Origin of the sequence: Streptomyces sp. NPDC020983 (assembly GCF_044333485.1) — a bacterium.
Lineage (GTDB): Bacteria > Actinomycetota > Actinomycetes > Streptomycetales > Streptomycetaceae > Actinacidiphila.
Genome location: NZ_JBIRRA010000008.1, coordinates 318,955 through 340,924 on the forward strand (window position 1 = coordinate 318,955; position 21,970 = coordinate 340,924).

Annotated in this window: 23 protein-coding genes; 7 read left to right on the forward strand and 16 right to left on the reverse strand. The window is 74.6% G+C overall.

Annotation, left to right across the window (positions count from 1 at the left end):
* Positions 1 to 24: 24 nt before the first annotated feature.
* A complete protein-coding gene (locus tag ACH4SE_RS20505) occupies positions 25 to 1,506 on the reverse strand; it encodes a PLP-dependent aminotransferase family protein (protein ID WP_398544812.1) in 1,482 nt (493 codons plus the stop codon).
* Positions 1,507 to 1,555: 49 nt separating this feature from the next.
* Here ACH4SE_RS20505 and ACH4SE_RS20510 point away from each other — a divergent pair, with 49 nt between their 5' ends.
* Positions 1,556 to 2,038 carry a carboxymuconolactone decarboxylase family protein gene (locus ACH4SE_RS20510; RefSeq protein WP_398544813.1) on the forward strand — a complete coding sequence of 161 codons (483 nt, stop codon included), beginning with the start codon at positions 1,556 to 1,558 and terminating at the stop codon, positions 2,036 to 2,038.
* 60 nt (positions 2,039 to 2,098) lie between these two features.
* On the opposite strand, the gene ACH4SE_RS20515 is transcribed toward ACH4SE_RS20510, so the two are convergent.
* From ACH4SE_RS20515 to rocD, 5 genes are all read right to left on the reverse strand, one after another.
* A complete protein-coding gene (locus tag ACH4SE_RS20515) occupies positions 2,099 to 2,911 on the reverse strand; it encodes a hypothetical protein (RefSeq protein WP_398544814.1) in 813 nt (270 codons plus the stop codon).
* Positions 2,912 to 2,974: 63 nt separating this feature from the next.
* Positions 2,975 to 4,234 (reverse strand): iron uptake transporter deferrochelatase/peroxidase subunit, encoded by a 1,260-nt coding sequence (efeB, locus tag ACH4SE_RS20520; RefSeq protein WP_398544815.1) that lies wholly within the window; start codon positions 4,232 to 4,234, stop codon positions 2,975 to 2,977.
* On the reverse strand, positions 4,234 to 5,382 hold the full coding sequence (gene efeO / locus ACH4SE_RS20525) for an iron uptake system protein EfeO (protein WP_398544816.1): 1,149 nt from the start codon (positions 5,380 to 5,382) through the stop codon (positions 4,234 to 4,236). The genes efeB and efeO overlap by 1 nt, the downstream gene beginning before the upstream one ends.
* 57 nt (positions 5,383 to 5,439) lie before the next feature.
* Positions 5,440 to 6,339: an iron uptake transporter permease EfeU gene (gene efeU, locus ACH4SE_RS20530; protein ID WP_398544817.1), complete on the reverse strand. Its 900-nt coding sequence runs from the start codon at positions 6,337 to 6,339 to the stop codon at positions 5,440 to 5,442.
* 149 nt (positions 6,340 to 6,488) lie between these two features.
* A complete protein-coding gene (gene rocD, locus ACH4SE_RS20535; protein WP_398544818.1) occupies positions 6,489 to 7,733 on the reverse strand; it encodes an ornithine--oxo-acid transaminase in 1,245 nt (414 codons plus the stop codon).
* A gap of 239 nt (positions 7,734 to 7,972) precedes the next feature.
* Here rocD and trpS point away from each other — a divergent pair, with 239 nt between their 5' ends.
* The 4 genes from trpS to ACH4SE_RS20555 all read left to right on the forward strand — a co-directional run bounded on the left by trpS (position 7,973) and on the right by ACH4SE_RS20555 (position 12,321).
* Positions 7,973 to 8,983, forward strand: a complete 1,011-nt coding sequence (gene trpS / locus ACH4SE_RS20540) for a tryptophan--tRNA ligase (protein ID WP_398544819.1) — start codon at positions 7,973 to 7,975, stop codon at positions 8,981 to 8,983.
* Between the two features lie 116 nt (positions 8,984 to 9,099).
* The gene (locus tag ACH4SE_RS20545) at positions 9,100 to 9,681 is read left to right on the forward strand and encodes a 2'-5' RNA ligase family protein (protein WP_398544820.1); all 582 of its coding nucleotides are present in this window, start codon (positions 9,100 to 9,102) and stop codon (positions 9,679 to 9,681) included.
* Positions 9,682 to 9,773: 92 nt separating this feature from the next.
* Positions 9,774 to 11,309, forward strand: a complete 1,536-nt coding sequence (locus ACH4SE_RS20550) for an alpha-N-arabinofuranosidase (protein ID WP_398544821.1) — start codon at positions 9,774 to 9,776, stop codon at positions 11,307 to 11,309.
* 4 nt (positions 11,310 to 11,313) lie between these two features.
* Positions 11,314 to 12,321, forward strand: coding sequence for a LacI family DNA-binding transcriptional regulator (locus ACH4SE_RS20555; RefSeq protein ID WP_398544822.1), 1,008 nt, complete (start codon positions 11,314 to 11,316; stop codon positions 12,319 to 12,321).
* Between the two features lie 66 nt (positions 12,322 to 12,387).
* Here ACH4SE_RS20555 and ACH4SE_RS20560 read toward each other — a convergent pair whose 3' ends face one another.
* The 4 genes from ACH4SE_RS20560 to ACH4SE_RS20575 form a co-directional block, all read right to left on the reverse strand.
* Complete coding sequence (locus tag ACH4SE_RS20560) at positions 12,388 to 12,876, reverse strand: lamin tail domain-containing protein (protein WP_398544823.1); 489 nt, start codon at positions 12,874 to 12,876, stop codon at positions 12,388 to 12,390.
* Positions 12,877 to 13,166: 290 nt separating this feature from the next.
* Positions 13,167 to 13,982: a class I SAM-dependent methyltransferase gene (locus ACH4SE_RS20565; protein WP_398544824.1), complete on the reverse strand. Its 816-nt coding sequence runs from the start codon at positions 13,980 to 13,982 to the stop codon at positions 13,167 to 13,169.
* A gap of 3 nt (positions 13,983 to 13,985) precedes the next feature.
* Positions 13,986 to 14,459 (reverse strand): GNAT family N-acetyltransferase, encoded by a 474-nt coding sequence (locus tag ACH4SE_RS20570; protein ID WP_398544825.1) that lies wholly within the window; start codon positions 14,457 to 14,459, stop codon positions 13,986 to 13,988.
* A gap of 135 nt (positions 14,460 to 14,594) precedes the next feature.
* A complete protein-coding gene (locus ACH4SE_RS20575; RefSeq protein WP_398544826.1) occupies positions 14,595 to 15,113 on the reverse strand; it encodes a GNAT family N-acetyltransferase in 519 nt (172 codons plus the stop codon).
* A 97-nt stretch (positions 15,114 to 15,210) separates the two neighbouring features.
* Here ACH4SE_RS20575 and ACH4SE_RS20580 point away from each other — a divergent pair, with 97 nt between their 5' ends.
* Positions 15,211 to 15,807: a GNAT family N-acetyltransferase gene (locus ACH4SE_RS20580; protein WP_398544827.1), complete on the forward strand. Its 597-nt coding sequence runs from the start codon at positions 15,211 to 15,213 to the stop codon at positions 15,805 to 15,807.
* Positions 15,808 to 16,129: 322 nt separating this feature from the next.
* Here the strand turns inward: ACH4SE_RS20580 and ACH4SE_RS20585 are convergent, their stop codons facing one another.
* Positions 16,130 to 16,456: an SCO4848 family membrane protein gene (locus ACH4SE_RS20585; RefSeq protein WP_398544828.1), complete on the reverse strand. Its 327-nt coding sequence runs from the start codon at positions 16,454 to 16,456 to the stop codon at positions 16,130 to 16,132.
* Between the two features lie 106 nt (positions 16,457 to 16,562).
* On the opposite strand from ACH4SE_RS20585, the gene ACH4SE_RS20590 reads away from it, so the two are divergent.
* A complete protein-coding gene (locus ACH4SE_RS20590; RefSeq protein ID WP_398544829.1) occupies positions 16,563 to 17,900 on the forward strand; it encodes a D-alanyl-D-alanine carboxypeptidase family protein in 1,338 nt (445 codons plus the stop codon).
* Between the two features lie 30 nt (positions 17,901 to 17,930).
* Here the strand turns inward: ACH4SE_RS20590 and ACH4SE_RS20595 are convergent, their stop codons facing one another.
* The 5 genes from ACH4SE_RS20595 to ACH4SE_RS20615 form a co-directional block, all read right to left on the reverse strand.
* Positions 17,931 to 18,401: a GNAT family N-acetyltransferase gene (locus tag ACH4SE_RS20595; protein WP_398544830.1), complete on the reverse strand. Its 471-nt coding sequence runs from the start codon at positions 18,399 to 18,401 to the stop codon at positions 17,931 to 17,933.
* Positions 18,402 to 18,514: 113 nt separating this feature from the next.
* Positions 18,515 to 19,468 carry a YihY/virulence factor BrkB family protein gene (locus tag ACH4SE_RS20600; RefSeq protein ID WP_398544831.1) on the reverse strand — a complete coding sequence of 318 codons (954 nt, stop codon included), beginning with the start codon at positions 19,466 to 19,468 and terminating at the stop codon, positions 18,515 to 18,517.
* The gene (locus ACH4SE_RS20605; protein ID WP_398544933.1) at positions 19,456 to 19,914 is read right to left on the reverse strand and encodes a GtrA family protein; all 459 of its coding nucleotides are present in this window, start codon (positions 19,912 to 19,914) and stop codon (positions 19,456 to 19,458) included. Before ACH4SE_RS20605 ends, ACH4SE_RS20600 begins: the two co-directional genes overlap by 13 nt.
* A 146-nt stretch (positions 19,915 to 20,060) precedes the next feature.
* Positions 20,061 to 21,029, reverse strand: coding sequence for a decaprenyl-phosphate phosphoribosyltransferase (locus ACH4SE_RS20610; protein ID WP_398544832.1), 969 nt, complete (start codon positions 21,027 to 21,029; stop codon positions 20,061 to 20,063).
* Positions 21,022 to 21,594, reverse strand: a complete 573-nt coding sequence (locus ACH4SE_RS20615) for a phosphatase PAP2 family protein (RefSeq protein WP_398544934.1) — start codon at positions 21,592 to 21,594, stop codon at positions 21,022 to 21,024. The genes ACH4SE_RS20610 and ACH4SE_RS20615 overlap by 8 nt, the downstream gene beginning before the upstream one ends.
* Positions 21,595 to 21,970: the final 376 nt, after the last annotated feature.

Here is a 21,970-nt window from a genome sequence, read left to right on the forward strand (position 1 = left end):
TCGCGGTCTTCCGCCCAGGGCCGCTCACGGGGTGTCCTGGAGCGCCGCGCACAGCAGGTTCAGCGCATGCGTGAACGCGTGGTCCGGCGGGGTGCCGTAGCCCACGACGAGGGCGGGCGGGTGGGTGGGGGGAGCCCCGAAGGCGGGGAGGCCGGGGACGGAGAGGCCCAGCCGGTGCGCCCGGGCCACGACCGCGTCGGCCGGGCCCGCGGCGGCGGGCAGCTCCACCACCGCGTGCAGCCCGGCGGCGATGCCGGACACCCGTACGCCCGGCGCGCAGCCGCGGAGCACCTCCACGAACCGGTCCCGGCGGGCGCGGTAGCGCGTCCGCATCCGGCGCACGTGCCGGTCGTACGCCCCGGAGCGCAGGAACTCCGCCAGCGTCAGCTGGTCCAGCACCGCCGACTGGTGGTCGGCGAGCCGTTTCTCGCGCACGACCGCGTCGAGCAGGTGCGGCGGCACGGCGAGCCAGGCGAGCCGCAGCGCGGGCGCGAGGCTCTTGCTGGCGGTGCCGGCGTAGACGACGTGGTCGGGGGCGAGCGCCTGGAGCGCGGCGACGGGCTGCCGGTCGTAGCGGAACTCGCCGTCGTAGTCGTCCTCCAGGACGATGCCGCCGGTGGAACGTGCCCAGGCGACGGCGGTGGTGCGCCGTGCGGGCGACAGGCTGACGCCGAGCGGGAACTGGTGCGCGGGGGTGAGCAGCACCGCGGCGACGTCGCCGCCCAGCTCCTGCACGCGCGCCCCGTCCGCGTCGACGGGCAGCGGGCGCGGTTCGAGGCCGGAGGCCCGCAGCACGGTGGGCACGTCGGGCAGGCCCACGCTCTCGTACGCGGCGCGGCGTGCGCCCCGGGCGTGCAGGGCGCGGGCGAGCAGGCCGACGCCCTGCGTGTAACCGGTGCAGATGACGATGTGCTCGGGGTCGGTGCGCACCCCGCGGACGCGCGCGAGGTAGTCGGCGAGCGCGGCGCGCAGCTCGGGGCGGCCGCGCGGGTCGGTGTAGCCGAAGGCGTCGTTGGGCGCGGCGGTGAGGGCGCGGCGGGCGGCGCTCAGCCAGCCGGTGCGGGGGAAGGACCCGAGGTCGGGGGAGCCGGGCCACAGGACGTACGGCAGCCCGGCGTGGCGCGGCGCCAGCTCGGCGGGGCCGCTGCGGGGCGCCTCGGGTCGGGGCCGGGCGTCGCGGCGGGCGGGGACGGCGGGCCGCGGGGCGACCGTGGTGCCCGCGCCCTGCCGGGCGGTGAGCCAGCCCTCGGCGACGAGCTGCCCGTAGGCGTCGGCGACGGTGTTGCGGGCGAGGCCGAGGTCGCGGGCCAGGACCCGGCTGGACGGCAGCCGGGTGCCGGGGGCGAGCCGCCCGTCGCGTACGGCCGTGCGCAGCGCCTCCTCCAGGCCGGCGCGCGTCCGCTGGCCCGCGAGGTCGAGCAGGAGGTCGTAGTCGCCGCTGCCGCGCCGCGGGTTGCCGGGACCGGGGGGAGTGGCGGGATCGTCGGGATTGGCCCACGCGTTCATGCCTCTAGTGGACCATGAGCCGGTGCCATTTGATGACTACGGTGAGGGCATGACCACGAACGAAGCAGCCGACCCGACCGTCCCCGCCCCCGCCCGCCGCATCAACCTCATGGACCGCGCCCCGGACTTCTACGAGGCCATGTACGCGCTCGACAAGGCCGCCGCCCGCGGCCTGGACCCGGTGGTCCGCGAGCTGGTGCGGGTGCGCGTCTCGCAGCTCAACGGCTGCGCCTTCTGCGTCGACAAGCACAGCCACGCGGCGCTGGCGGAGGGGATGGCCCAGCAGAAGCTCATCGGGGTGACGGTGTGGCGCGAGACGCCCTTCTTCACCGCCCGCGAGCGGGCCGCGCTGGCGCTGGCGGAGGCGGTGACGGAGCTGGGCCCGCACGGCGTCGCCGACGACGTCTACGACGAGGCGGCGAAGCTCTTCGACGAGGACGAGATGCCGAGGCTGCTCGCGATGTGCGTGACGATGAACGCCTGGAACCGCATCGGCGTGACCTGCCGGCTCTCGCCGGCGCCCCGCGCCTAGAGGTCCTTCCCGCGCCCCGGGCACGGCCCCGCGCCCCCGGACGGCGGGGCGCAGCCGGCCTCAGGCCGCCGGTTCCCCGAAGCGCGCCAGGGCCAGCGCCCCCAGGAGGGCGAGGGCGAAGCCGGTGGCGGCGACGGGGGTCCAGCCGGGGCGGGTGCGGTCGTCGAGGGCGAGGACGCCGACCAGGGCGGGGGCGATCGTCTCGCCGACGACCATCGCGGCGGTCGCGGTCGTCACGGAGCCCTGGCCGAGGGCGGAGGTCAGGAGGAGGAAGGCGGCGCCGCCGCCGAGGAGCAGGGCGTAGAGCGGCGGGCCGGTCACGCCGTCGACGAGGCGGACGGCGACCTCGACGACGCCGAAGCCGAGTCCCGCCCCGAGGCCGAGGACGGCCGCGCGGGCCCTTCCGGGCAGGCGCCCGCCGGCCGCGCCGATCAGCAGGACGGCGCCCGCGGCGGCCAGCGTGCCCCAGCGCAGCGCCGTACTGCCGTGTGCGCCCCCCTCGTCGCCGGAGGCGAGCCCCAGCAGGGCGAGGCCCGCGCAGACGGCGGCCACCGCGCTCCACTCGGCCGGGCGCAGCGCCGTGCCGAGCAGGCGTCCGGCGGCGACGGCGGTGACGGCGAGGCTCGCGGCGAGCGCGGCCCCGACGGCGTAGATGGGCAGCCGGCGCAGGGCGATCAGCTCCATGGCGAAGCCGGCGGCGTCGAGGGCGAGCCCGGCGAGGTAGACGCGCTGGGCCAGGGCGCGGGCCAGCAGTCTCGTGTCGACGCCCGAGCCGCTGCCCGGTTCCGCGGCCCGCGCGCCCTTCGCCTGGAGTACCGAGGCCACACCGAAGCACACGGCCGCGCACAGCGCCGCCACCATCCCGAGGGTCACCTGCGCACCCTACGGCCTCGGCGGGAGGCACCCTCACGGGCGCCTCCCCGGGCACCGCGGCGCCTACGCGAGCAGTTCCTCCGCCCAGTGCTTCCCGGCCGCGGCCGGCGCCGGCGGGCAGGCGAAGAGGCCGGAGCCGACGTGCTGGATGTACTCGTTGAGCGCGTCGTGCGCGCCCAGCCTGGTCTGGAGCGGCACGAACTGCTTGCGCGGGTCCTTCTGGTAGGCGATGAAGAACAGGCCCGCGTCCAGCTCGCCGGTGGCGGGGACGATGCCGTCGGTGAAGGAGTAGCCGCGGCGCAGGATGCGCAGGCCCGCGTTGTTCTCGTGCGCGGCGAGCCGGATGTGCGCGCCGGCGGGGATGACGGGCTCGCCGCCCGCCTTCTTCGCCGAGAAGTCCGGCTGGTCGGTCTCCTTCCTGCCGGTCAGCGGCGCGCCGGTGTACTTGGCGCGGCCGAAGACGTCCTCCTGGTCGGACAGGAAGTCGCGGTCCCACGCCTCGATGCGCATCCGGATGCGGCGGGCGACGAGGTAGCTGCCGCCGCGCATCCACGGCTGGTCGGTCTCGGAGCCGACCCACACGTGCCCGTCCATCAGGGCCTTGTCGTCACCGGCGATGTTGCGGGTGCCGTCCTTGAAGCCCATGAGGTTGCGCGGGGTCTCCTTGCCGCCGCCGTTGCCGGTGGCGTTGCCGAAGCCGAGCTGCGACCAGCGCATGACGACCGTGCCGCGGCCGATACGGGCGAGGTTGCGGATGACGTGGAAGGCGACGATCGGGTCGTCGGCGCACGCCTGGATGGCGAGGTCGCCGCCGGAGCGCTCGGGGTCCAGGTTCTCCGGCGGGAGCTTGGGCAGGTCGGCGAGCGCGGCGGGGCGGTGCGCGGCGAGGCCGAAGCGGTCGTCGAAGAGGGACGGCCCGAGGCCCAGGGTGATCGTCAGGTTGGCGGGGGCGAGCCCGTAGGCCTCCCCGGTGTCGGCGGGCGGCGCGGCGGGGTTGGTGTTGTCGCCGGGCACCGGCTTGCCCTGCGCCATCGCGGCGGCTGCGGCCGTCCACTGCTGGAGCAGGCTGCGCAGGGCGGCGCGGTTCTCCTCGACGGAGCCGCTGACGGTCAGGTCGTACGTCGCGAAGGCCAGCCGGTCCTGGGCGGGGGTGGCGATGCCCGCCTGGTGGGTGCCGTAGAAGGGGACGGTGGCGGTCGCCGCCTTGGAGGCGGGCTTGTCGTCGTCGCTGCATCCGGCGAGCGCGGCCCCGGCGGAGCCCGCCAGGGCCGCGCCGCCGAGGGTGGCGAGCAGGCCCCGGCGGGTGGTGCCCGGCGTGGTCATCAGCCGTTCACCTTCCCGGCGACCTGGGAGAGCGGCTCGGCGAGCGCGTCGACCTTCTGGGTGAGCACGCGGCGCTTGTCGTCGCCGACGGTGGAGTAGTCGACGAAGCCGCTGCCCTTCCGGTACGGCTCGAGGGCGGCGAGGACGGCGGCGAACTGCGTGCCGATGCTGCTCGACAGGCTCGCGTCGATCTTGTCCACCGCGGGCTTGAGCAGCTCGAACGCCTTCTGCGCGCCGATGACGTTGGCCTCGAAGTCCGACAGGTCGGTGTGGCTGTAGCGGTCCTCCTCGCCGGTGACCTTGCTGGCGGCGACCTCGTCGAGCAGCCCGGTGGCGCCGTTGGCGAGCTGGGCGGGCTGGTAGGTGGTCGTGGCCACGAGCGTCCTGAGCCTGGCGACGTCCGCGTCGAGCTTGTCGGCGACCGGCTTCATGCCGGCGAGCGACCTGTCCTTCCACAGGGCCTTCTCCAGCCGGTGGAAGCCGGTCCACTTCGAGGGGTCGGTGACGTCGTCCTCGCGCGCGTCGAGGTCGGGGTCGAGGTCACCGAAGCTCTCCGCGACGGGCTCGATCTCCTCGTAGTGGTAGCGCGCCTGGGCGAAGGACGCCTTGGCCTTCTCGACGTCCCCGGCGCGCACCGCGTCGGTGAAGGTCTTCGTGGCGGGCAGCAGCTTGTCGACCTCGGCGACGACGTACGCCTGGTAGCCGGTGGTGGCCTGCTTCAGCAGCGCCGTGACGGCCGGGTCCTGGGAGGGCGCGGCGGCGGAGCCGGTCACGGTGAAGGCGGTCTTCTCGGTCTTCGCGCTGGGGCAGTACATCTGGTACGTGCCGCTCTTGAGGGTCAGCGAGAAGCTGCCGGACAGGCCCGGGGTCAGGTTCTCCTTCTCGCCGATGATGGTGTCGCCGCTGAGCAGCTCGGCCTCGGTGACCTTGCTCGCGCTGACGTTCTTGACCTGGAAGGTGACGGGGCCCGCGGGCACCGAGGCGGGGGAGGGGGCGCAGCTGTCGTCGGTGAGGGTGACGGTGACCTTCGAGGAGCCCTTCGGCGCGCTGTCGTCCTTGCTCTTCGCACACCCGGTGGCGACCAGCCCGGCGATGGCCAGCAGGCCGGTGGCCCGCAGGACGCGGGGGGTGGTGGTGGACATGGGCATGGGCGGGCGCTCCTAGGGCGGGTCTGCTCGGGGGACGGGAGGAGAGGGCGGCGCGGGTCAGCTGCCGGTCGCGGGCTTCGGCTCGGACCGGTCGGCCGGCGCGGCGGCGGCACCGGCCGGGGCGGGCGCGGCGGCGGGCTTGGGGGCCGGGCGCCTGCCGCCGCGCGGCCAGCCGACGAAGGCGAGCATCGGCAGCGCGTAGACCAGCCACAGCGTGACCTCGGCGACGGTCGGCTCCGGCTGGATCCCGAGCACGCCCGTCAGCAGCGAGGACAGCACGGTGCCGGGCCGCACCAGCCAGCTCAGGTCGAGGGCCTGGGACTGGCCCGCGTCGATCCAGCCGGCCTCGTGCGCGGTGTGCGCGACGGTCATCGCGAGCCCGGCCGCGACGAGCACCAGCACCAGGCCGGTGATCTTGAAGAAGCGGCCGAGGTTGAACTTCACGCCGCCGCGGTAGATGCCGTAGCCGATGACGACCGCGATGGCGATGCCGACGAGGGCGCCCGTGGTGCCGGTGCCGACGCTCGTGCTGTTCTCGATGACCGAGACGAGGAAGACCGCGGTCTCGAAGCCCTCGCGCAGCACCGCGAGGAAGGCCATCAGCACCAGGGCCCGCGCCGAGCCCTGGGCGAGCGCGCTCGCCGCCTGGCCCTCCAGCTCGCGCTTCATGCCGCGGGCGTGCTTGTTCATCCACAGGATCATGCCGGTGACCATCACGACGGCGAGCGCGCCGATGACCGTCTCCATCGCCTCCTGCTGCTGCTGGGGCAGCTCGCGGGAGAGCGTGACGAGGGCGACGCCGATACCGAGGCAGACCACGACCGCGATGGACACGCCGATCCAGACCTGGCGCAGCGCGTCGCGGCGGCCGTTGCGGCCCAGGAAGGCGGCGATGATGCCCACGATGAGGGACGCCTCGATACCTTCACGCAAACCGATGACGAGGGTGGGGATCACCTGGTGTCCTTCCGGGACAGGCCGCCTGTGCTGGGGTGAGGGTACCCTAACCGGAAGACTATAAGGTGAGCCTGCCCTAAGGACAGGGTGTACGGCGGTGGTCCTGCGGTCTGCGGTGAGAGATGCGCTACACCGCCGGGGGCGGGACGCTACGCCGCGAGCGACGCCCGCAGCCGGTCCAGGGACCAGTCCAGGTCGTCCTTGGAGATGACCAGCGGCGGCGCCAGCCGGATCGTCTCGGTGTGGGTGTCCTTGACCAGGACCCCGCGCGTCATCAGGTCCTCCGACACCTCCCGGCCCGTACCGCGCTCCGGCGGGATGTCGAGGCCCGCCCACAGTCCGCGGCCGCGCACCTGCGTGAGCAGGCCCGAGCCCAGCAGCCCGGCCAGCTCGGCGTGCAGGTGGTCGCCCAGCTCGGCGGCCCGGGCCTGGTACTCGCCGCTGCGCAGCATCGCGACGACCTCCAGGCCGACGGCGCAGGCCAGCGGGTTGCCGCCGAAGGTCGAGCCGTGCTCGCCGGGCCGGAAGACGCCGAGGACCTCCCGCGAGGACACCACCGCGGAGACGGGCACCACGCCGCCGCCGAGCGCCTTGCCCAGCACGTACACGTCCGGTACGACGCCCTCGTGCTCGCACGCGAACGTCCGCCCGGTGCGGCCCAGCCCCGACTGGATCTCGTCGGCGACGAAGAGCACCCCGCGCTCGGCGGTGATCCGCCGCACCCCGGCGAGGTAGCCGGGCGGCGGCACGAGCACGCCCGCCTCGCCCTGGATCGGCTCCAGCAGCACCGCCACCGTCGTGTCGTCGACGGCCGCCTCCAGCGCGGTCAGGTCGCCGTACGGGACGATCTCGAAGCCGGGGGTGTACGGGCCGAAGTCCGCGCGGGCCTCGGGATCGGTGGAGAAGCTGATGATCGTGGTCGTGCGGCCGTGGAAGTTGCCGGCCGCGACGACGATCTTGGCCTGCCCGTCCGGTACGCCCTTGACGCGGTAGCCCCACTTGCGCGCGGTCTTGACGGCCGTCTCCACCGCCTCCGCGCCCGTGTTCATGGGCAGCACCATCTCCATGCCGCACAGTGCGGCCAGCTCGGCGCAGAAGCGCGCGAAGCGGTCGTGGTGGAAGGCCCGCGACGTCAGGGTGACCCGTTCCAGCTGGGCCTTCGCGGCGGCGACGAGCCGGGGGTGGGCGTGCCCGAAGTTCAGCGCCGAGTAGCCGGCGAGCATGTCGACGTAGCGGCGCCCCTCGACGTCGGTGACCCACGCGCCGCGCGCCTCGGCGATCACCACGGGCAGCGGGTGGTAGTTGTGCGCGCCGTACGCCTCGGCCTCGGCGATCTGCCGCTCGGTGGCCGTGCGGCCCTCGGGACCGGGGGTGCTGCTGCTCCGCTGCGTCACTGCGTACTCCGTTCGTCGTGCGTCGGGAGCCAGGCGGCGGGCGTACGGTCCGGGGTGCGGGCCGCGGCGCGGGGCCTGGAGGGGGGCGGGATGGGGCCCCCAGCGCATTTGTCTGGTGTTTCTATCGTCGCTCACCGGGGCCCGCGCGAAACCTTCCCGTGTCCGCGCTCTTCCGGCGTGGATCCGCCCGCCGCGGTCGGGGGTACGGCTCCGCGGCCCGACCTGAGAGAATGGGGGGCATGGCCTCTCGTCCCCGCGCCCTCTCGGGCATCCAGCCCACTGCCGGCTCCTTCCACCTCGGCAATTACCTCGGTGCGATCCGGCAGTACGTGGCGCTCCAGGAATCCCACGACGCCTTCTACATGGTCGTCGACCTGCACGCGATCACGGTGCCGCAGGATCCCGCGGAGCTGCGCGCGAACACCCGGCTGGCCGCCGCGCAGCTGCTGGCGGCGGGGCTGGACCCGGACCGCTGCACGCTCTTCGTCCAGAGCCACGTGCCCGAGCACGCGCAGCTCGGCTGGGTCATGAACTGCATCACGGGATTCGGCGAGGCCTCCCGGATGACGCAGTTCAAGGACAAGTCCGCGCGGCACGGCGCCGACCGCGCGACCGTCGGCCTCTTCACGTACCCGATCCTCCAGGTCGCCGACATCCTGCTCTACCAGGCGGATTCGGTGCCGGTCGGCGAGGACCAGCGCCAGCACATCGAGCTGACGCGCGACCTGGCCGAGCGCTTCAACGGCCGCTTCGGGCAGACGTTCACCATCCCGGCTCCCCACATCGTCCGGGAGACGGCGAAGATCTACGACCTCCAGGACCCGAGCGCCAAGATGAGCAAGTCGGCGGCCACCCCCAAGGGCCTGGTCAACCTGCTCGACGACCCGAAGGTCTCGGCGAAGAAGTTCCGCAGCGCCGTCACGGACACCGACACGGTCATCCGGTACGACGAAAAGGAAAAGCCGGGCGTCAGCAATCTCCTCACCATTCACTCCGCCCTCACCGGTACCGGAATTCCGGAACTGGAACGGCGGTACGAGGGCAAGGGTTACGGTGCGCTCAAGACCGACCTCGCGGAGATCTTCGTGGAGTGGGTCACGCCGTTCCACGAGCGCACGAAGGAGTATCTGGGGGACCCGGAGACGCTGGACTCGATCCTCGCCAAGGGCGCCGAGAAGGCCCGGAGCGTGGCGGCGGAGACACTCGCCGCGACCTACGACCGGATCGGTTTCGTGCCCGCCAAGCACTGACCGGAGCGGGACGGCGGGTGCGGCGGCCGGGCGGGGCGGACGGGGCTTTCGGGGAGCGGCACGCGCCCGCGCGCTCGCGGGTATGGGCACCGACCTGGGGGAAAAGGGGTGAACGCATGGAGACCACCACGACGATCGGCGTGTCCCTCGCGGTCCCGGAGCCGTACGGACGGCTGCTCCAGGAGCGGCGCGCCGGGTTCGGCGACCCGGCCGCGTACGCCATCCCCACCCATGTGACGCTGCTGCCGCCCACCGAGGTCGGCCGCTCCGAGCTGCCGCCCTTCCGCCGCCACCTCGCGAAGGTCGCGGCGGAGGGCCGCCCCTTCGCGATGCGCCTGCACGGCACGGACACCTTCCGCCCGCTCTCCCCGGTGGTCTACGTCCACCTCGCCGAGGGCGCCGGGGAGTGCGCGGAGCTCCAGGAGCGGCTGCGTTCCGGGCCGGTCGAGCGGGAGCTGCAGTTCCCCTACCACCCGCACGTCACCGTCGCCCACGCCATCCCCGACGCCGCCCTGGACCGCGCCCAGCGCGAGCTGGCCGACTTCGCGGCCGCGTGGACGGCGACCGGCTTCGCCCTCTACGAGCAGGGCGGTGACGGCGTCTGGCGCAAGATGCGCGACTACCCTTTCGGCGCTGAGCCCCCGTCCCCGGCCGTCCCCCACCAGGGCGCGGTCCGTACGGCGGCGAGCCCCCGCTAGATCCGCGTCCACCGCGGGCGGTGTCTTGACACCGCCCGGGCGGGCTGCCAATTTGTATCGATCCAATGTATCGATAAAAACGGAGACCGCCCATGTCCGCGTCCGCCGCAGCCACCGCCGTGATCAACCTGGACCTCGAAGGCCCGCGGATCAGCCGCCACCTCTACGGGCACTTCGCCGAGCACCTCGGCCGCTGCATCTACGGCGGCTTCTGGGTCGGCGAGGACTCCCCGATCCCCAACGAGGGCGGCATCCGCCTCGACGTCGTGGAGGCGCTGCGCGCGCTGCACATCCCCAACCTGCGCTGGCCCGGCGGCTGCTTCGCCGACGAATACCACTGGAAGGACGGCGTCGGCCCGCGCTCCGAGCGGCCGCGCATGGTCAACACCCACTGGGGCAACGTCGAGGAGAACAACCACTTCGGCACGCACGAGTTCATGGCCCTGTGCGAGCTGCTGGGCGCCGAGCCGTACATCAACGGCAACGTCGGCAGCGGCACCGTGCAGGAGATGAGCGAGTGGGTCGAGTACCTGACGCGGGACGGCGACAGCCCGATGGTGCGGCTGCGCAAGGCCAACGGGCGCGACGAGCCGTGGCGGGTCCGCTTCTGGGGCATCGGCAACGAGACGTGGGGCTGCGGCGGCAACATGCGCGCCGAGTACTCCGCCGACCTCGCCCGGCAGTACGCGACCTACTGCCGCGACCACGGCGACAACACCCTCTACCGCGTCGCGTCCGGCGCCAACGGCGACGACTACCAGTGGACCGAGACGCTCATGCGGCAGATCAGCTGCTTCGGCTGCGAGGCCACCCCGCGCACCTTCTTCCAGGGTGTCTCCGTCCACCACTACACCCTGGCCGGGCCGTGGGAGGCGAAGGGCAGCGCGACCGCCTTCGACACCGACGACTACTACCGCACGATGGCCTCCGCCCGCCGCATCGACCGCATCCTCACCGGCCACTCCGCCGTCATGGACGTCTACGACCCGGGCCGCAAGGTCGGCCTCGTCCTCGACGAGTGGGGCACGTGGTGGGACGTGGAGCCCGGCACCAACCCCGGCTTCCTCTTCCAGCAGAACACGATGCGCGACGCCCTCGTGGCGTCCACCCACTTCGACATCTTCCACCGGCACGCCGGGCGCCTGGTCATGGCGAACATCGCCCAGACCGTCAACGTCCTCCAGGCGATGCTGCTGACGGACGGCGACGCGCTCGTGCGCACCCCCACCTACCATGTCTTCGAGATGAACAAGGGACACCACGACGCCGCCTCGCTCGACGTCCACCTGCGCACGACCGCCGGCACCGCCCGCCGCACCGTGGGGGACACCGAGCTGGACACGCTGTCGGTGTCCGCGAGCGTCAAGGACGGCACGCTGCTGGTCTCGCTCAGCAACCTCGACGCCGACGAGAGCGCCGAGATCACCCTCGACCTGCGCGGCGGCCGCGTCGGCACCCCGACCGCCCGGCTGCTGACCGCCGACCGGGTGCAGGCGCACAACACCCCCGCCGCGCCGGACGCGGTCGCGCCGCGCGCCTTCGACGAGGTCGCGGTGACGGAGAACGGGCTCACCCTCACGCTGCCGCCGCACTCCTTCCTGACGCTCAGCGCACCGCTGGCGGCCTGACCGGATGGCGACGATCCAGGACGTTGCGAAGGCGGCCGGAGTCTCGGCGATGACGGTCTCCAACGTCATCAACGGCCACCCCAACGTCCGCCCCGCGACCGCCGCGAAGGTCCGCGACGCGATGGCCGCGCTCGGCTACCGGGTCAACGTCGCCGCCCGGAACCTGCGCAAGGGGCGCACCGGCACCATCGGCCTGGCCGTCCCGGAGATCAACCGCCCCTACTACGGGCGCCTGGCGGCGGCGGTCATCGCCGCCGCCGGGCGGCACGGGCTGCGGGTCGGCATCGAGCAGACGGGCGCGGTGCGGGAGAACGAGGTCGCCGCCCTCGAACTGTCCCGCACCCGGCTCTACGACGGGATCGTCCTCAGCGCCGTCGGCATGAGCGCCGCCGACGTCGAGTGGCTCAGGGTCGACCATCCGGTGGTGCTGCTCGGCGAGCGCATCTTCGGCGGGCCCGTCGACCATGTCGCGATGCCCAACGCCGAGGCCGCGCGCGCCGCGACCGCGCATCTGGCCGAGCGCGGCTGCCGCCGGATCGCGATCGTGTGCGGGCCGGTCGGTCCCGAGCCGGGCGTGTCCGCGCTGCGGCTTGCCGGCTACCGGCAGGCCCTCGCGGACGCCGGCCTGCCCGCCGACCCGGCCCTCGTGCGTACCGTGCCCGAGCTGACGATGGCGGCGGGCGCGGCCTGCGCGCGGGAGCTGGCCGACGCGGGGACGGGTGCGGACGGGGTCTTCTGCGTGACGGACACCGTCGCGATGGGCGTGCTGCGCGGGCTCGCCGACCGGGGGCTGCGGGTGCCGGAGCAGGTCAAGGTCATCGGCTTCGACGACATCGACGAGGCCGCCTACCTCGTCCCGTCGCTGTCGACGGTGGACCCGGACCACGACGCGATGGCCCGCCGCACGGTGGAGCTGCTGGTGCGCCGGCTGGAGGCGGCCGATCCGGGACCGCCGCCGGAGGAGGTCGTGGGACCGTTCTCGCTGGTCGTGCGGGAGTCGACGGGGGGCTGAGGCGGACGGCCGCACGGCGGTGCCCCGCCGGTGGCACCGGCGGGGCACCGCTCGTGTCAGGGGCGTTCAGCGGAGGTCGCGGCCCCACGACTCGGTGTCGACGACGTACCCGCGCTCGTCGCGCAGGGTCGCGCGGTCGCCGTCGCGGTTCCACAGCGGGCGGTCGCGGTCCTGGTAGAGGTCGCGGGAGGTGTCGCGGCCGCTGCCGCTGTGCACGCGCAGCGAGTCGTGCGCCCGCAGCGTGACACGGCCGAAGCGGTAGACGTGGTGGTCGGCGTCGGTGAGTGTCCAGCGGTCGAGGTCGACGGCACGGCGGCCCTCGTTGGTGACCGTGATCCACTCGTCGTTCAGCCCGCGGGCCGAGCGCCTGTCGCGCGTGTGGTGGACGCTGCCGAGCGCGACCTGCGCGCCCATCTGCTGGTGCCGCCCGTGACGGTCGTGCCGGTCGTGACGGTCGTGCCGGTCGGGCGCGGCGGACGCCGGGAGCGCGACGACCGCGACGAGCGCGCCGGCCGCGAGCACGGTCGCGGCCAGGCGGGATGCGATACGGGACACGTGGTCCCCTTTCGTGTTGGTGCTGTTCCTCGTGGTCCGGCGCGGGATGGCCGTGCCGGGGACCACACGGTCGCCCCGGCGCCCCCGCGGAGGGCCGAGGGACGGCACCGTGTTACCGATTCCGGACAATTCCGTAATTGTCGGCTGCGTGGCGCACGGGTCCGCCGGTTCGGCGTGTCGTTCGTGCGGTCCGCGTGCCGCGGCGGGCCGCCGCCGCACGCCACCCCGCGGGCCACCCCGAACGCCCGCCCGGACGGCGGGGGCCCGGCGGGGCCGTCGCGCGTAACGCCTCAGCGGCGGTGGGACACGGCCAGCTCGGTGAGGTAACGCTTCGTCACCCGGCCCCCGTACCGCCCGTCGATGAGGGCGCCGAGGCAGCCCAGCAGTCCGCCGCGGGCGGGCCCGGGGAGGGCGCGGTGCCCGGAGTAGGTCATCAGCAGATCCAGGTACTCCGCCGTGGTGTACGTCAGGTCGCGCTCGTAGCGGCGGAAGAGGGTCGGCCCGAAGCGCCGGCTGCGGGCGACCTCGACGGCGTGGTCCGAGCCGTCCACGTCGGCGGCCGCGGGCGGCCGCAGGCCCGGCTCGGTGGCCGGGTCGAAGCGCTCGTAGCAGGCCTGGGCCTCGGCGAAGAAGTCCTCGGTGCCGCCCCGCACGTGCTGCGTGCGGACGACGGCGAGCGCCCCGCCCGGCCGCAGCGCGTCGGCGGCCTTGACCACCCGCACGGCCGGGTCGATCCAGTGGAAGGCCGTCGCGGCGAGGACGGTGTCGTACGGCTGCGCGGGCAGCTCCCACCCCTCGAACGCCGCCGTCACGACCTCGGCGTCCAGGTGCGCCGCCAGCCTGCGGCGGGCGACCGCGGCCATCCGCGCCCCCTGCTCCACCGCCGTGACGCGGCACCCGCGCGCCGCCAGCGGCACGGTCGCCTGCCCCGTGCCGCACCCCATCTCCAGCACCCGGCTGCCGGGCACCGCACCGGCGAGCCGGGCCAGGTCCCCGTACATCCGCTCCGGATAACCGGGCCGGGCCCGGTCGTAGCGCTCGGCGTCCTCGTCGAAGGTCCGCGCGAGCCGGACCCGCAGCCCCTCCGCGGGCCGGTCGTCACGCACCACTTACGGCGTCCAGCGCATGGTCATGTCCGGCAGTTTTTCCATGTTGCGCTCCCCGTCGTTCGTGTCCAGCACGGTGAAGCCGTGCCGCACGTAGAAGGCCCGCGCCCCGGTGTTCTGCTGGAAGACGTGCAGGGACAGCCCGCCCGGGCTGTGCCGTCTGGCCTCGTCGAGCAGGAGCGTGCCGACGCCCTGTCGAAGCACCTCGGGCCGCAGGTAGAGCGCGTCGAGCATGTCGCCGTCGAGCGCCGCGTACCCCAGGACCTGCCCGCCGCGTTCCGCGACCCACACGCGGCACTGCGCGAGCACGATCTCCCGTACCCAGTACGCCACTTCCTCGTGCGTGCGCTTCTGCGGCGGCAGGTACGGCATCGTGGCCGCCCGCGAGTCCCTGTGCACCCGCGCGATGGCGTCGGCGTCCTCGGCCGTCGCCGCCCGCACCACTACCCTGTCGCCCGCGTCATCCGTATCCCCCACGCGCGCGACGGTACCGCCCCGACCGGGTGGCGCTCCACCGGTTAATCCGGCGGGGGTGCCGCGTCCCGCCGCCGCGGGCGCTCGGCGTGGCCGGCCGCGCGGTTCCCCGCGTGTCGCGGGAGGGAGCGTCCCCCGCTAGAGATCGGCGGCGTGGACGTACACCGGCAGCTCCTGGCGGGAGATCGCCGTCCGCTCGAAGGGCAGGCCGATCTTCTCGGCCACCCGCTGCGAGGGCAGGTTCTCCGGCCTGACGATCGCGACCAGCCGCTTGGCGTCGAGCACGTCGCGGGCGAAGTCCCGGCAGGCGGCAGCCGCTTCGGTGGCGTAGCCGCGGCCCTGGAGGGCGGCGCGGACGTGGTAGCCGACCTCGATCTCCGTGACGTCCTCGATGAGCTGCGGGGTGAGCCCGCAGTCGCCGACGAATTCGCCGGTGTCGCGGAGGGTGACGATCCAGAGCCCGTGCCCGGCCTCGCGGTAGAGGCGGCGGTTCCACGCGATCCAGTCGGCCGCCTCCTCCCGCGTCCTGGGCCGCGGGTAGTACCGCATGACCTCGGGGTCGCCGAGCAGCGCGGCCATCACGTCGAGGTCGTCCTCGGTCATCTGCCGGAAGGCGAGCCGCGCGGTGGGGAGCGGTACCAGGTCCTGGGACAGCAAGAAGGCCTCCTTCCGGCGGATGAGCAGCGACACTACACGCTCCGTGTACGGCGAACCGTTTTGCCCGGCGCGTCAGGGTGTGCCTAGTGTCTGGCCCATGACCGCCACACATCCCGGGCCGGTGACCCTGACCGGCGGCACCGTCCGGCTCGAACCGCTCACGCCCGCGCACCTGCCCGACCTCTTCGCCGCGGGCGGCGGGGACGAGGAGGTCTGGCGCTGGCAGGGCGGCCCCGCCCCGCGGACCGAGGACGAGCTCGCGCAGCGCCAGCGGATCGTCCTGGAGGGACCGTACGTGCCCTTCGCCGTCGTCCATCTGCCCTCGGGCCGGGCCGTCGGCTGGACGACGTACATGGACGTCGACGTCCCCAACGAGCGCCTGGAGATCGGCTGGACGTGGTACGGCCGCGCGTACTGGCGCAGCTCCGTCAACACCGAGGCCAAGCTCCTGCTGCTGGCGCACGCCTTCGAGGAACTCGGCATGGGCCGCGTCCAGTTGAAGACCGACCACCTCAACCTCCGCTCCCAGGCGGCCATCGCCCGCCTCGGCGCCCGGCGCGAGGGCGTGCTGCGCCGCCACCGCCGCCGCCCGGACGGCACCTGGCGCGACACCGTCTACTTCTCGATCCTGGCGGAGGAGTGGCCGGCGGCGAAGGCGGCCCTCGTCGCCCGCCTGGCCGCGCACGCGGGCTGAGCGCTCAGTTCCTCCGGGGACCCGGTGCCGGGACGCGGGAGCACTGCCCGGCCGGGTCCTCCCGCGGCACGGTCTCCGCGGCTCGTCGCCGGCCGGCCGCACGGGCCGGGCCGTTCGCCGAAGGACCGGTGTCCGGCCCGTAACGGCCCGCGCCCGGCAGGTCCGCGCGGGAGCGCGGCAGGGGGGAGCGTGAGGTTTTCCGCGAGCCCGGGGAGACGTTTGCCTGCGGGCCCCGGGGACTCGCGCACGCGTAAGGCGTCCGTACCGGCGGGATCCCCTCGTACGGAATCCCCGCGTCCGGGACGTCCGGTCCGCGAAGCCCTCAGCCCTGCCGCAGTCCCAACTCCGGCGCCTGCTCCTGGCCGGCCGGGGTCCCGGGCAGCGGCCCGGCCGCGGCGGGGCGCTGTTCGCGGCGCAGCGCGCGCAGGCCGCGGACGCCGAGGATCCCGATCGCGGTGCCGAGGACGGTGGAGACCACCGCGAGGGTGAGGTGGATCCAGAAGTAGGCCGTCGGCGACGCGTGGTCGCCGTCGTGGAAGGCCAGACCGCTGGTGTCCTTCCACAAATTCTTGACAAAGGTGGTCCAGACGATCCAGGACCAGACCCCGAAGGCGGCGAGGAACCAGGAGACCGGGCGACTGAGCTTCATACGTCCCAGTATGTGCCGTCCGTCTCGGGCGGCTCCAGGCGGGGGAGGGGTGGCAGTCCGGGGGCGGGGAGGTGCGCGGGCACCTCGGCCCTGTACGTTCGGGCGGGTGCTGACGTCTCTCACCGGACCCGACCGCCCCGCGCCGCCGCGCCCCGCCCGGCGCCGCCGCACGCTGGGAGCCTTCGCGAGCCTCGCCGCCGCCGCACTGCTGGGCGGCACCGTCTGCGCGGGGACGGCGGGCGCCGAGCCCGCCCGCGCGCCCAGGGCCCCGCAGCCGCCGGCGCAGATGTCGACGGTCGGCGGGGACCGCCTGGGGGTGCCCGGCACCCAGGTCGACCTGGCGGGCGGCGCCCCGCCGCTGCCCGCCAAGCTCACCGCCCGCTCGTGGCTGGTCGCGGACGCGGAGACCGGCGACGTCCTCGCGGCCCACAACGCGCACTGGCAGCTGCCCCCGGCCAGCACCCTGAAGATGCTCTTCGCGGACACGGTGCTGCCGAGGTTCCCGAAGACGCAGACCCATGTCGTCGCCGCGAGCGACCTCAAGGGCATGGGCGAGGGCAGCAGCCTGGTCGGGATACAGGAGAACCACCCCTACACGGTCAAGGACCTGTGGCTCGGCGTCTTCCTGCGCTCCGGCAACGACGCCGTGCACGTCCTGGCGGCGATGAACGGCGGCGTGCCCAAGACCGTCGCCGACATGAACGCCATGGCCAAGGAGCTCCAGGCGGGCGACACCCACGTCGTCACGCCGGACGGCTACGACGAGCCGGGCCAGCACAGCAGCGCGTACGACCTGACGCTCTTCGCCCGCCAGGGCCTGCTCAACGCGGACTTCCGCGCGTACTGCTCGACGGTCGTCGCGCAGTTCCCCGGCGACTGGACGAAGGACAAGAAGACCGGCAAGAAGGTCCGCGGGTCCTTCCAGATCCAGAACACCGACCGCCTGCTGAGCGGTGACTACGACCTGAAGCGCTACCCCGGCATCGCCGGGGTGAAGAACGGCAACACCACGAACGCGGGCGCCACCTACACCGGCGTCGCCCAGCGGAACGGCCGGACGCTGCTGGTCACCGTCATGAATCCGGCGCCGGGCCACAACAACGTCTACCGCGAGGCCGGTTCGCTGCTGGACTGGGGCTTCAAGGCGGCCGCCACGGCGAAGCCGGTCGGCACGCTGGTGCCGCCGCTGAGCCAGGTCAGGGCGTCGCAGCAGGCCGCCTCGGCCAGCGCGGCCGCGAAGGCGCCGGGCCGGCACGTGGACGCCTCGGCGAGCGCGGCCTCGTCGTCCGGCGGCGTCTGGACGGCGGCGGGCATCGCGCTCGGCACCGTGGTGGTGCTGGGCGCCGTCGTGGCCGTCATCCGCCGCAGGCGCCCGTTGCCGGGGGCCGCGGGCGGGCCGTCCGGCTCCGGCGGCGGACGGCGCCGCGGCCACCGCAGACGCTGAGGCCGCGGGGCCGGGCCGGCGGTGCGGCCGTCAGCCCAGCTCGCGGGTCATGAACGTGCTGTACGGGTCGGGCCGGTAGTCGCCGAAGGGCGGGCACTCGGTGAAGCCGAACTTGGCGTAGAGCCTGCGCGCGGGCAGGAACGGCTCGTCGCTGCCCGTCTCCAGGCTGAGCCGGGTGAACCCCATGGCGGCGGCCTCGTCGAGGATGTGCGTGAGCAGCAGCGAGGCGACGCCGCCGCGCTGCCGTGCCGGACGGGTGCGCATCGACTTCAGCTCGGCGTGCCGGGCGTCGAGCGCCTTGAGGGCGCCGCAGCCGACGACGGGGCCGCCGCCGTTCTCGCCGTCCCGTACCGACCAGAAGGTCACGCCGGGCGCGCGCAGGGCGTCGAGGTCGAGGGCGTGGGTGCTCTCGGGCGGCGAGAGGGAGCGCATGTGCGCGAGGTGCTCGTGGAGGAATGCGGCGATCTCGGGGCCCGAGAGGTCGTCTGTGGCGATGTGCATGCGGTGCGGGTCCTTCGTGTGTCGCGTCGTACGGGCCGGCCCGGACGGCGGGCGGATGGACGAATTCTCCCTCGCGCACGTCACGCGCGGATTTCGGACCCCTCCCGCGGCCGCTACGCCTTCCAGCGGGTCGCCCCGCCGGCCTCCTCCGGGAGCGGCGTGTGCGGGCCAAGCGGCTCCGGCGCGTGGCGCGGGGTGACGGTCCAGGCGGCGCAGTACAGCAGCAGCTTGGCCATGAAGTTGAACCACAGCAGCAGCGCGATGGGGGTGCCGAAGGCCCCGTAGATGTTGCGCCCGGCGACGCGCTGGAGATAGCCGCTCAGGGCCACTTTGAGGAGTTCCAGACCGGCCGCGCCGATCGTCGCGGCCACGACCACCGCCTGGCGGGGCGGGTCGACGCCCGGGGTGAGGGTGAGCAGGTAGACCAGGATGAGGAAGTCGGCGACCACCGCCAGCAGGTAGCCGACGACGGCGAGCGCGACCCGTCCGGCACTGTGCTCGGACAGCCCGACGCGGTCGGCGGTCCAGTTGACCGCGGCCGTGGCGAAGCCGGAGGCGCCGAGCGAGACGAGCACCGCGACGCCCAGGCCCAGGAGGATCGCGGCGTCGGTGAGCTTGCCCTTGACCGGGTTCGGGCGCTCGTCGTCCTTGCGCCACACCGCGCGCAGGCAGTCCCGCAGCGAGCTGACCCAGCCGATGCCGGTGAAGAGCAGCGCGCCGGAGGCGATGAGGCCGACGGTGCCCGCGTTGGCGACCAGGCCGTGGATGTCGATCTGGTCGGCGATGCCGGGGATCTGGTTGACGAGCTTGTCCTCCAGCCGGTTGAGCTGATCCTGCGACAGCAGCGCGGCGCCCACCGCGGCCGCCACGGTGATCAGCGGGAAGAGCGCCAGGAAGCTGGTGAACGTCATCGCGGCGGCCAACCGCGTCCAGTGCACGTCCTGGAGGTGGTCGAAGGCGCGGTAGGCGTGGGTGCGCATCGCGCGCGTGACGAGCGGTTTGACGCGCCGCTCGTACCACGGTCCCAGCCGCGGTCCGAGCCACGGGATGCGGGTCAGCCAGTCCATGTCGGTCGGCTACCCTCGTCGGCCCGCCGCACGCCGCGACTGCGCCGGCCGGCGGTACGGAAGACCAGCGTGCGTGTGCCCCAGAAGCGCAGGGCGGTCGCCAGCACCATGCCGACCACCCCGCCGGACACGACGTCGGCCCGCGCGCCGGTGAGGCCCAGTGCGTAGTGCGACACGGCCAGGCAGAGCAGCTGCACGCCCGCGCCCGCCGCGTTGACGGCGAAGAAGACGCCGTAGCGGCGCACCCGCGGGGTGGCCAGGGCGCGGCGCCGGTACGTGCCCAGGGCGTTGCCGTTGTACGCCACGCCGCACCCGGCGAGGAAGGACAGCGCCTTGGCGGAGAGCGGGCCGAGCCCGGCGTGGCCGCGCAGCCAGATGAAGACGGCGAGGTCGGCGGCGTAGGCGGCGCCCCCGGCGAGGGCGAAGCCGGTGACCTCCGGGAGCATGGCGCGCAGCCCCGGCGGGAGGAGGCCGCGCGCCCGCCCGGCGGTGCGGCGGCGCGCGCCGCGCGGCAGCGTGCGCCGCAGTGCCCGCCGCGTGGCGATACGCGGCGGGCGGCGCAACGTACGCCGGGCCGGCGCGCCGCGTCCGCTCATCTGTTGACCGCGGCGAGCACGTACAGCGCGCCCCACGCCAGTCCGATCGTCACCAGGGCGCGGTCGCGCAGCAGCACGTCCTCGGGCGCACCGGCGGACCCGGCGTCGGCGAAGACCGCGTAGCGCAGCACGGAGAGGATGAACGGCACCATGGACAGCTGGCGCCACGGCAGCAGCCCCGAGGGCCGGGCCCCGGTCTCCATCGCCCACAGGCAGTAGGCCAGCATCCCGACGCCCGCCGCCAGCTGCCACACGAAGCGCAGGTAGCCCGAGGTGTACGCGCCGAGCAGCGCGCGCGAGGCGGCCACGTCGCCGTCCCGGCCCGACATCAGCACCAGCTCCGAATACCGCTTGGCGGCGACGACGAAGAGGGCGCAGAAGCCGGACGTGATCAGGAACCAGCGCGACAGCCCGATACCGAGGGCGACACCGCCCGCCATGGCGCGCATCAGGAAGCCGGTGGTGACGACCACCAGGTCCACCACCAGGACGTGCTTGAGCCGCAGGCAGTACGCCAGCTGCATCAGCACGTAGCCCGCGAGCAGCCCGGCGGTGTCGGCGTTGCAGGTGAGGGCGGCGGTCACCGGGGCGGCCACGGCGAGCGTGCCGCCCGCGGCGTAGGCCACGCCGGCCGGCACCTGCCCGCTGGCCACCGGGCGGCGCCGCTTGACGGGGTGGGCCCGGTCGGCCTCGGCGTCCCGGGCGTCGTTGATCAGGTAGACGGCGGACGCGCACGCGGTGAAGAGCACCAGGACGACGCCGAGCTGCACGCACTCGCGCGCCGACAGCAGCCGCCCGGCGGCGAAGGGCGCGGCCAGGACCAGCCCGTTCTTGACCCACTGCCGGGGCCGGGCGGTCCGCACCAGCCCGGCCGGCAGCCCGCCCGGCACGCGCCCCGCGCCGAGCGGCGCGATCCCCGCGCCCCCCGTCGTCTCCTCGACGAGCACGGCGGACGGCTCACCCACGCCGCCCACCCCCTCGCAGGCCGAGCCCGCCGAGCGCATCCGGCAGGGCCTCCGCGCCCCGGGCGACCCACGACCGGCCCGCCCGCGCGGCGACCGCGCCCAGCAGCGCGCCGGCCGCGACGTCGCTCGGGTGGTGCACCCCCGCGACGAGCCGCGAGACGCATATGGCGCCCGCGAGCACGGGCACGGTCGCCGCGCCCGGCAGCAGCGCCCCGAAGGCGGCGGCCGCGGCGGCCGCACTCGTGGCGTGCGAGCTGGGGAACGAGTGCCGCCCGGCGGTGCGCACCAGCGGCGCCTCCCCGTACAGCGGCCGGGGCCGCCGCACGGCCCGCTTGACGCCCATGCTCGCGAGGTGCGCCCCCGCGACCACGGCGGTGGCCCGCACCCACGCGGCACGCCGCTCCGGGTCGGCGGCCGCGCCCGCCGCGCCCGCGGCGAGCCAGACGGCGCCGTGCTCCCCGGCGAGCCCGAGGACGCGTACGGCGGCGGCGACCACCGGGGCACGCCCGGCGGCCCGCAGCGTCACCAGCGCCCGCCGGTCGGCCCGCCCGGCGCTCCGGAGCAGCCGCCGTACGGCGCCGGGCCGCGCGTCCCGCCCGGCGGACGGGACCAGTACCAGGTGCGGACGCGCGGCCGCGGTCCGCGCCGGAGCCGCACCGGGCCCCGACGGGGGGTGCGCCGCGGGCGGCTGCGTACGCGGCGCCGCCGGGGGCGGTGCGTCCGCCCGCGCGGGTGGACGCACTCCCGCACGGGGGACGGGCTGCGTCTCCCCGGCGCGGTCGTCCGCGTCCGGCCCGGGCGGGGATATCGAGGTGCTGCCGCGGGGCGCGGCGGAGCCGGATGGGCGCATTCGGCGGTCTCTCCCTCCGCAGGGGTGAGCCGGGCGCGTGCCTGCCGTCCCGGCCCGGTCCCGCAGGAGCTCCGCGGGGCCGTCCGCGCGC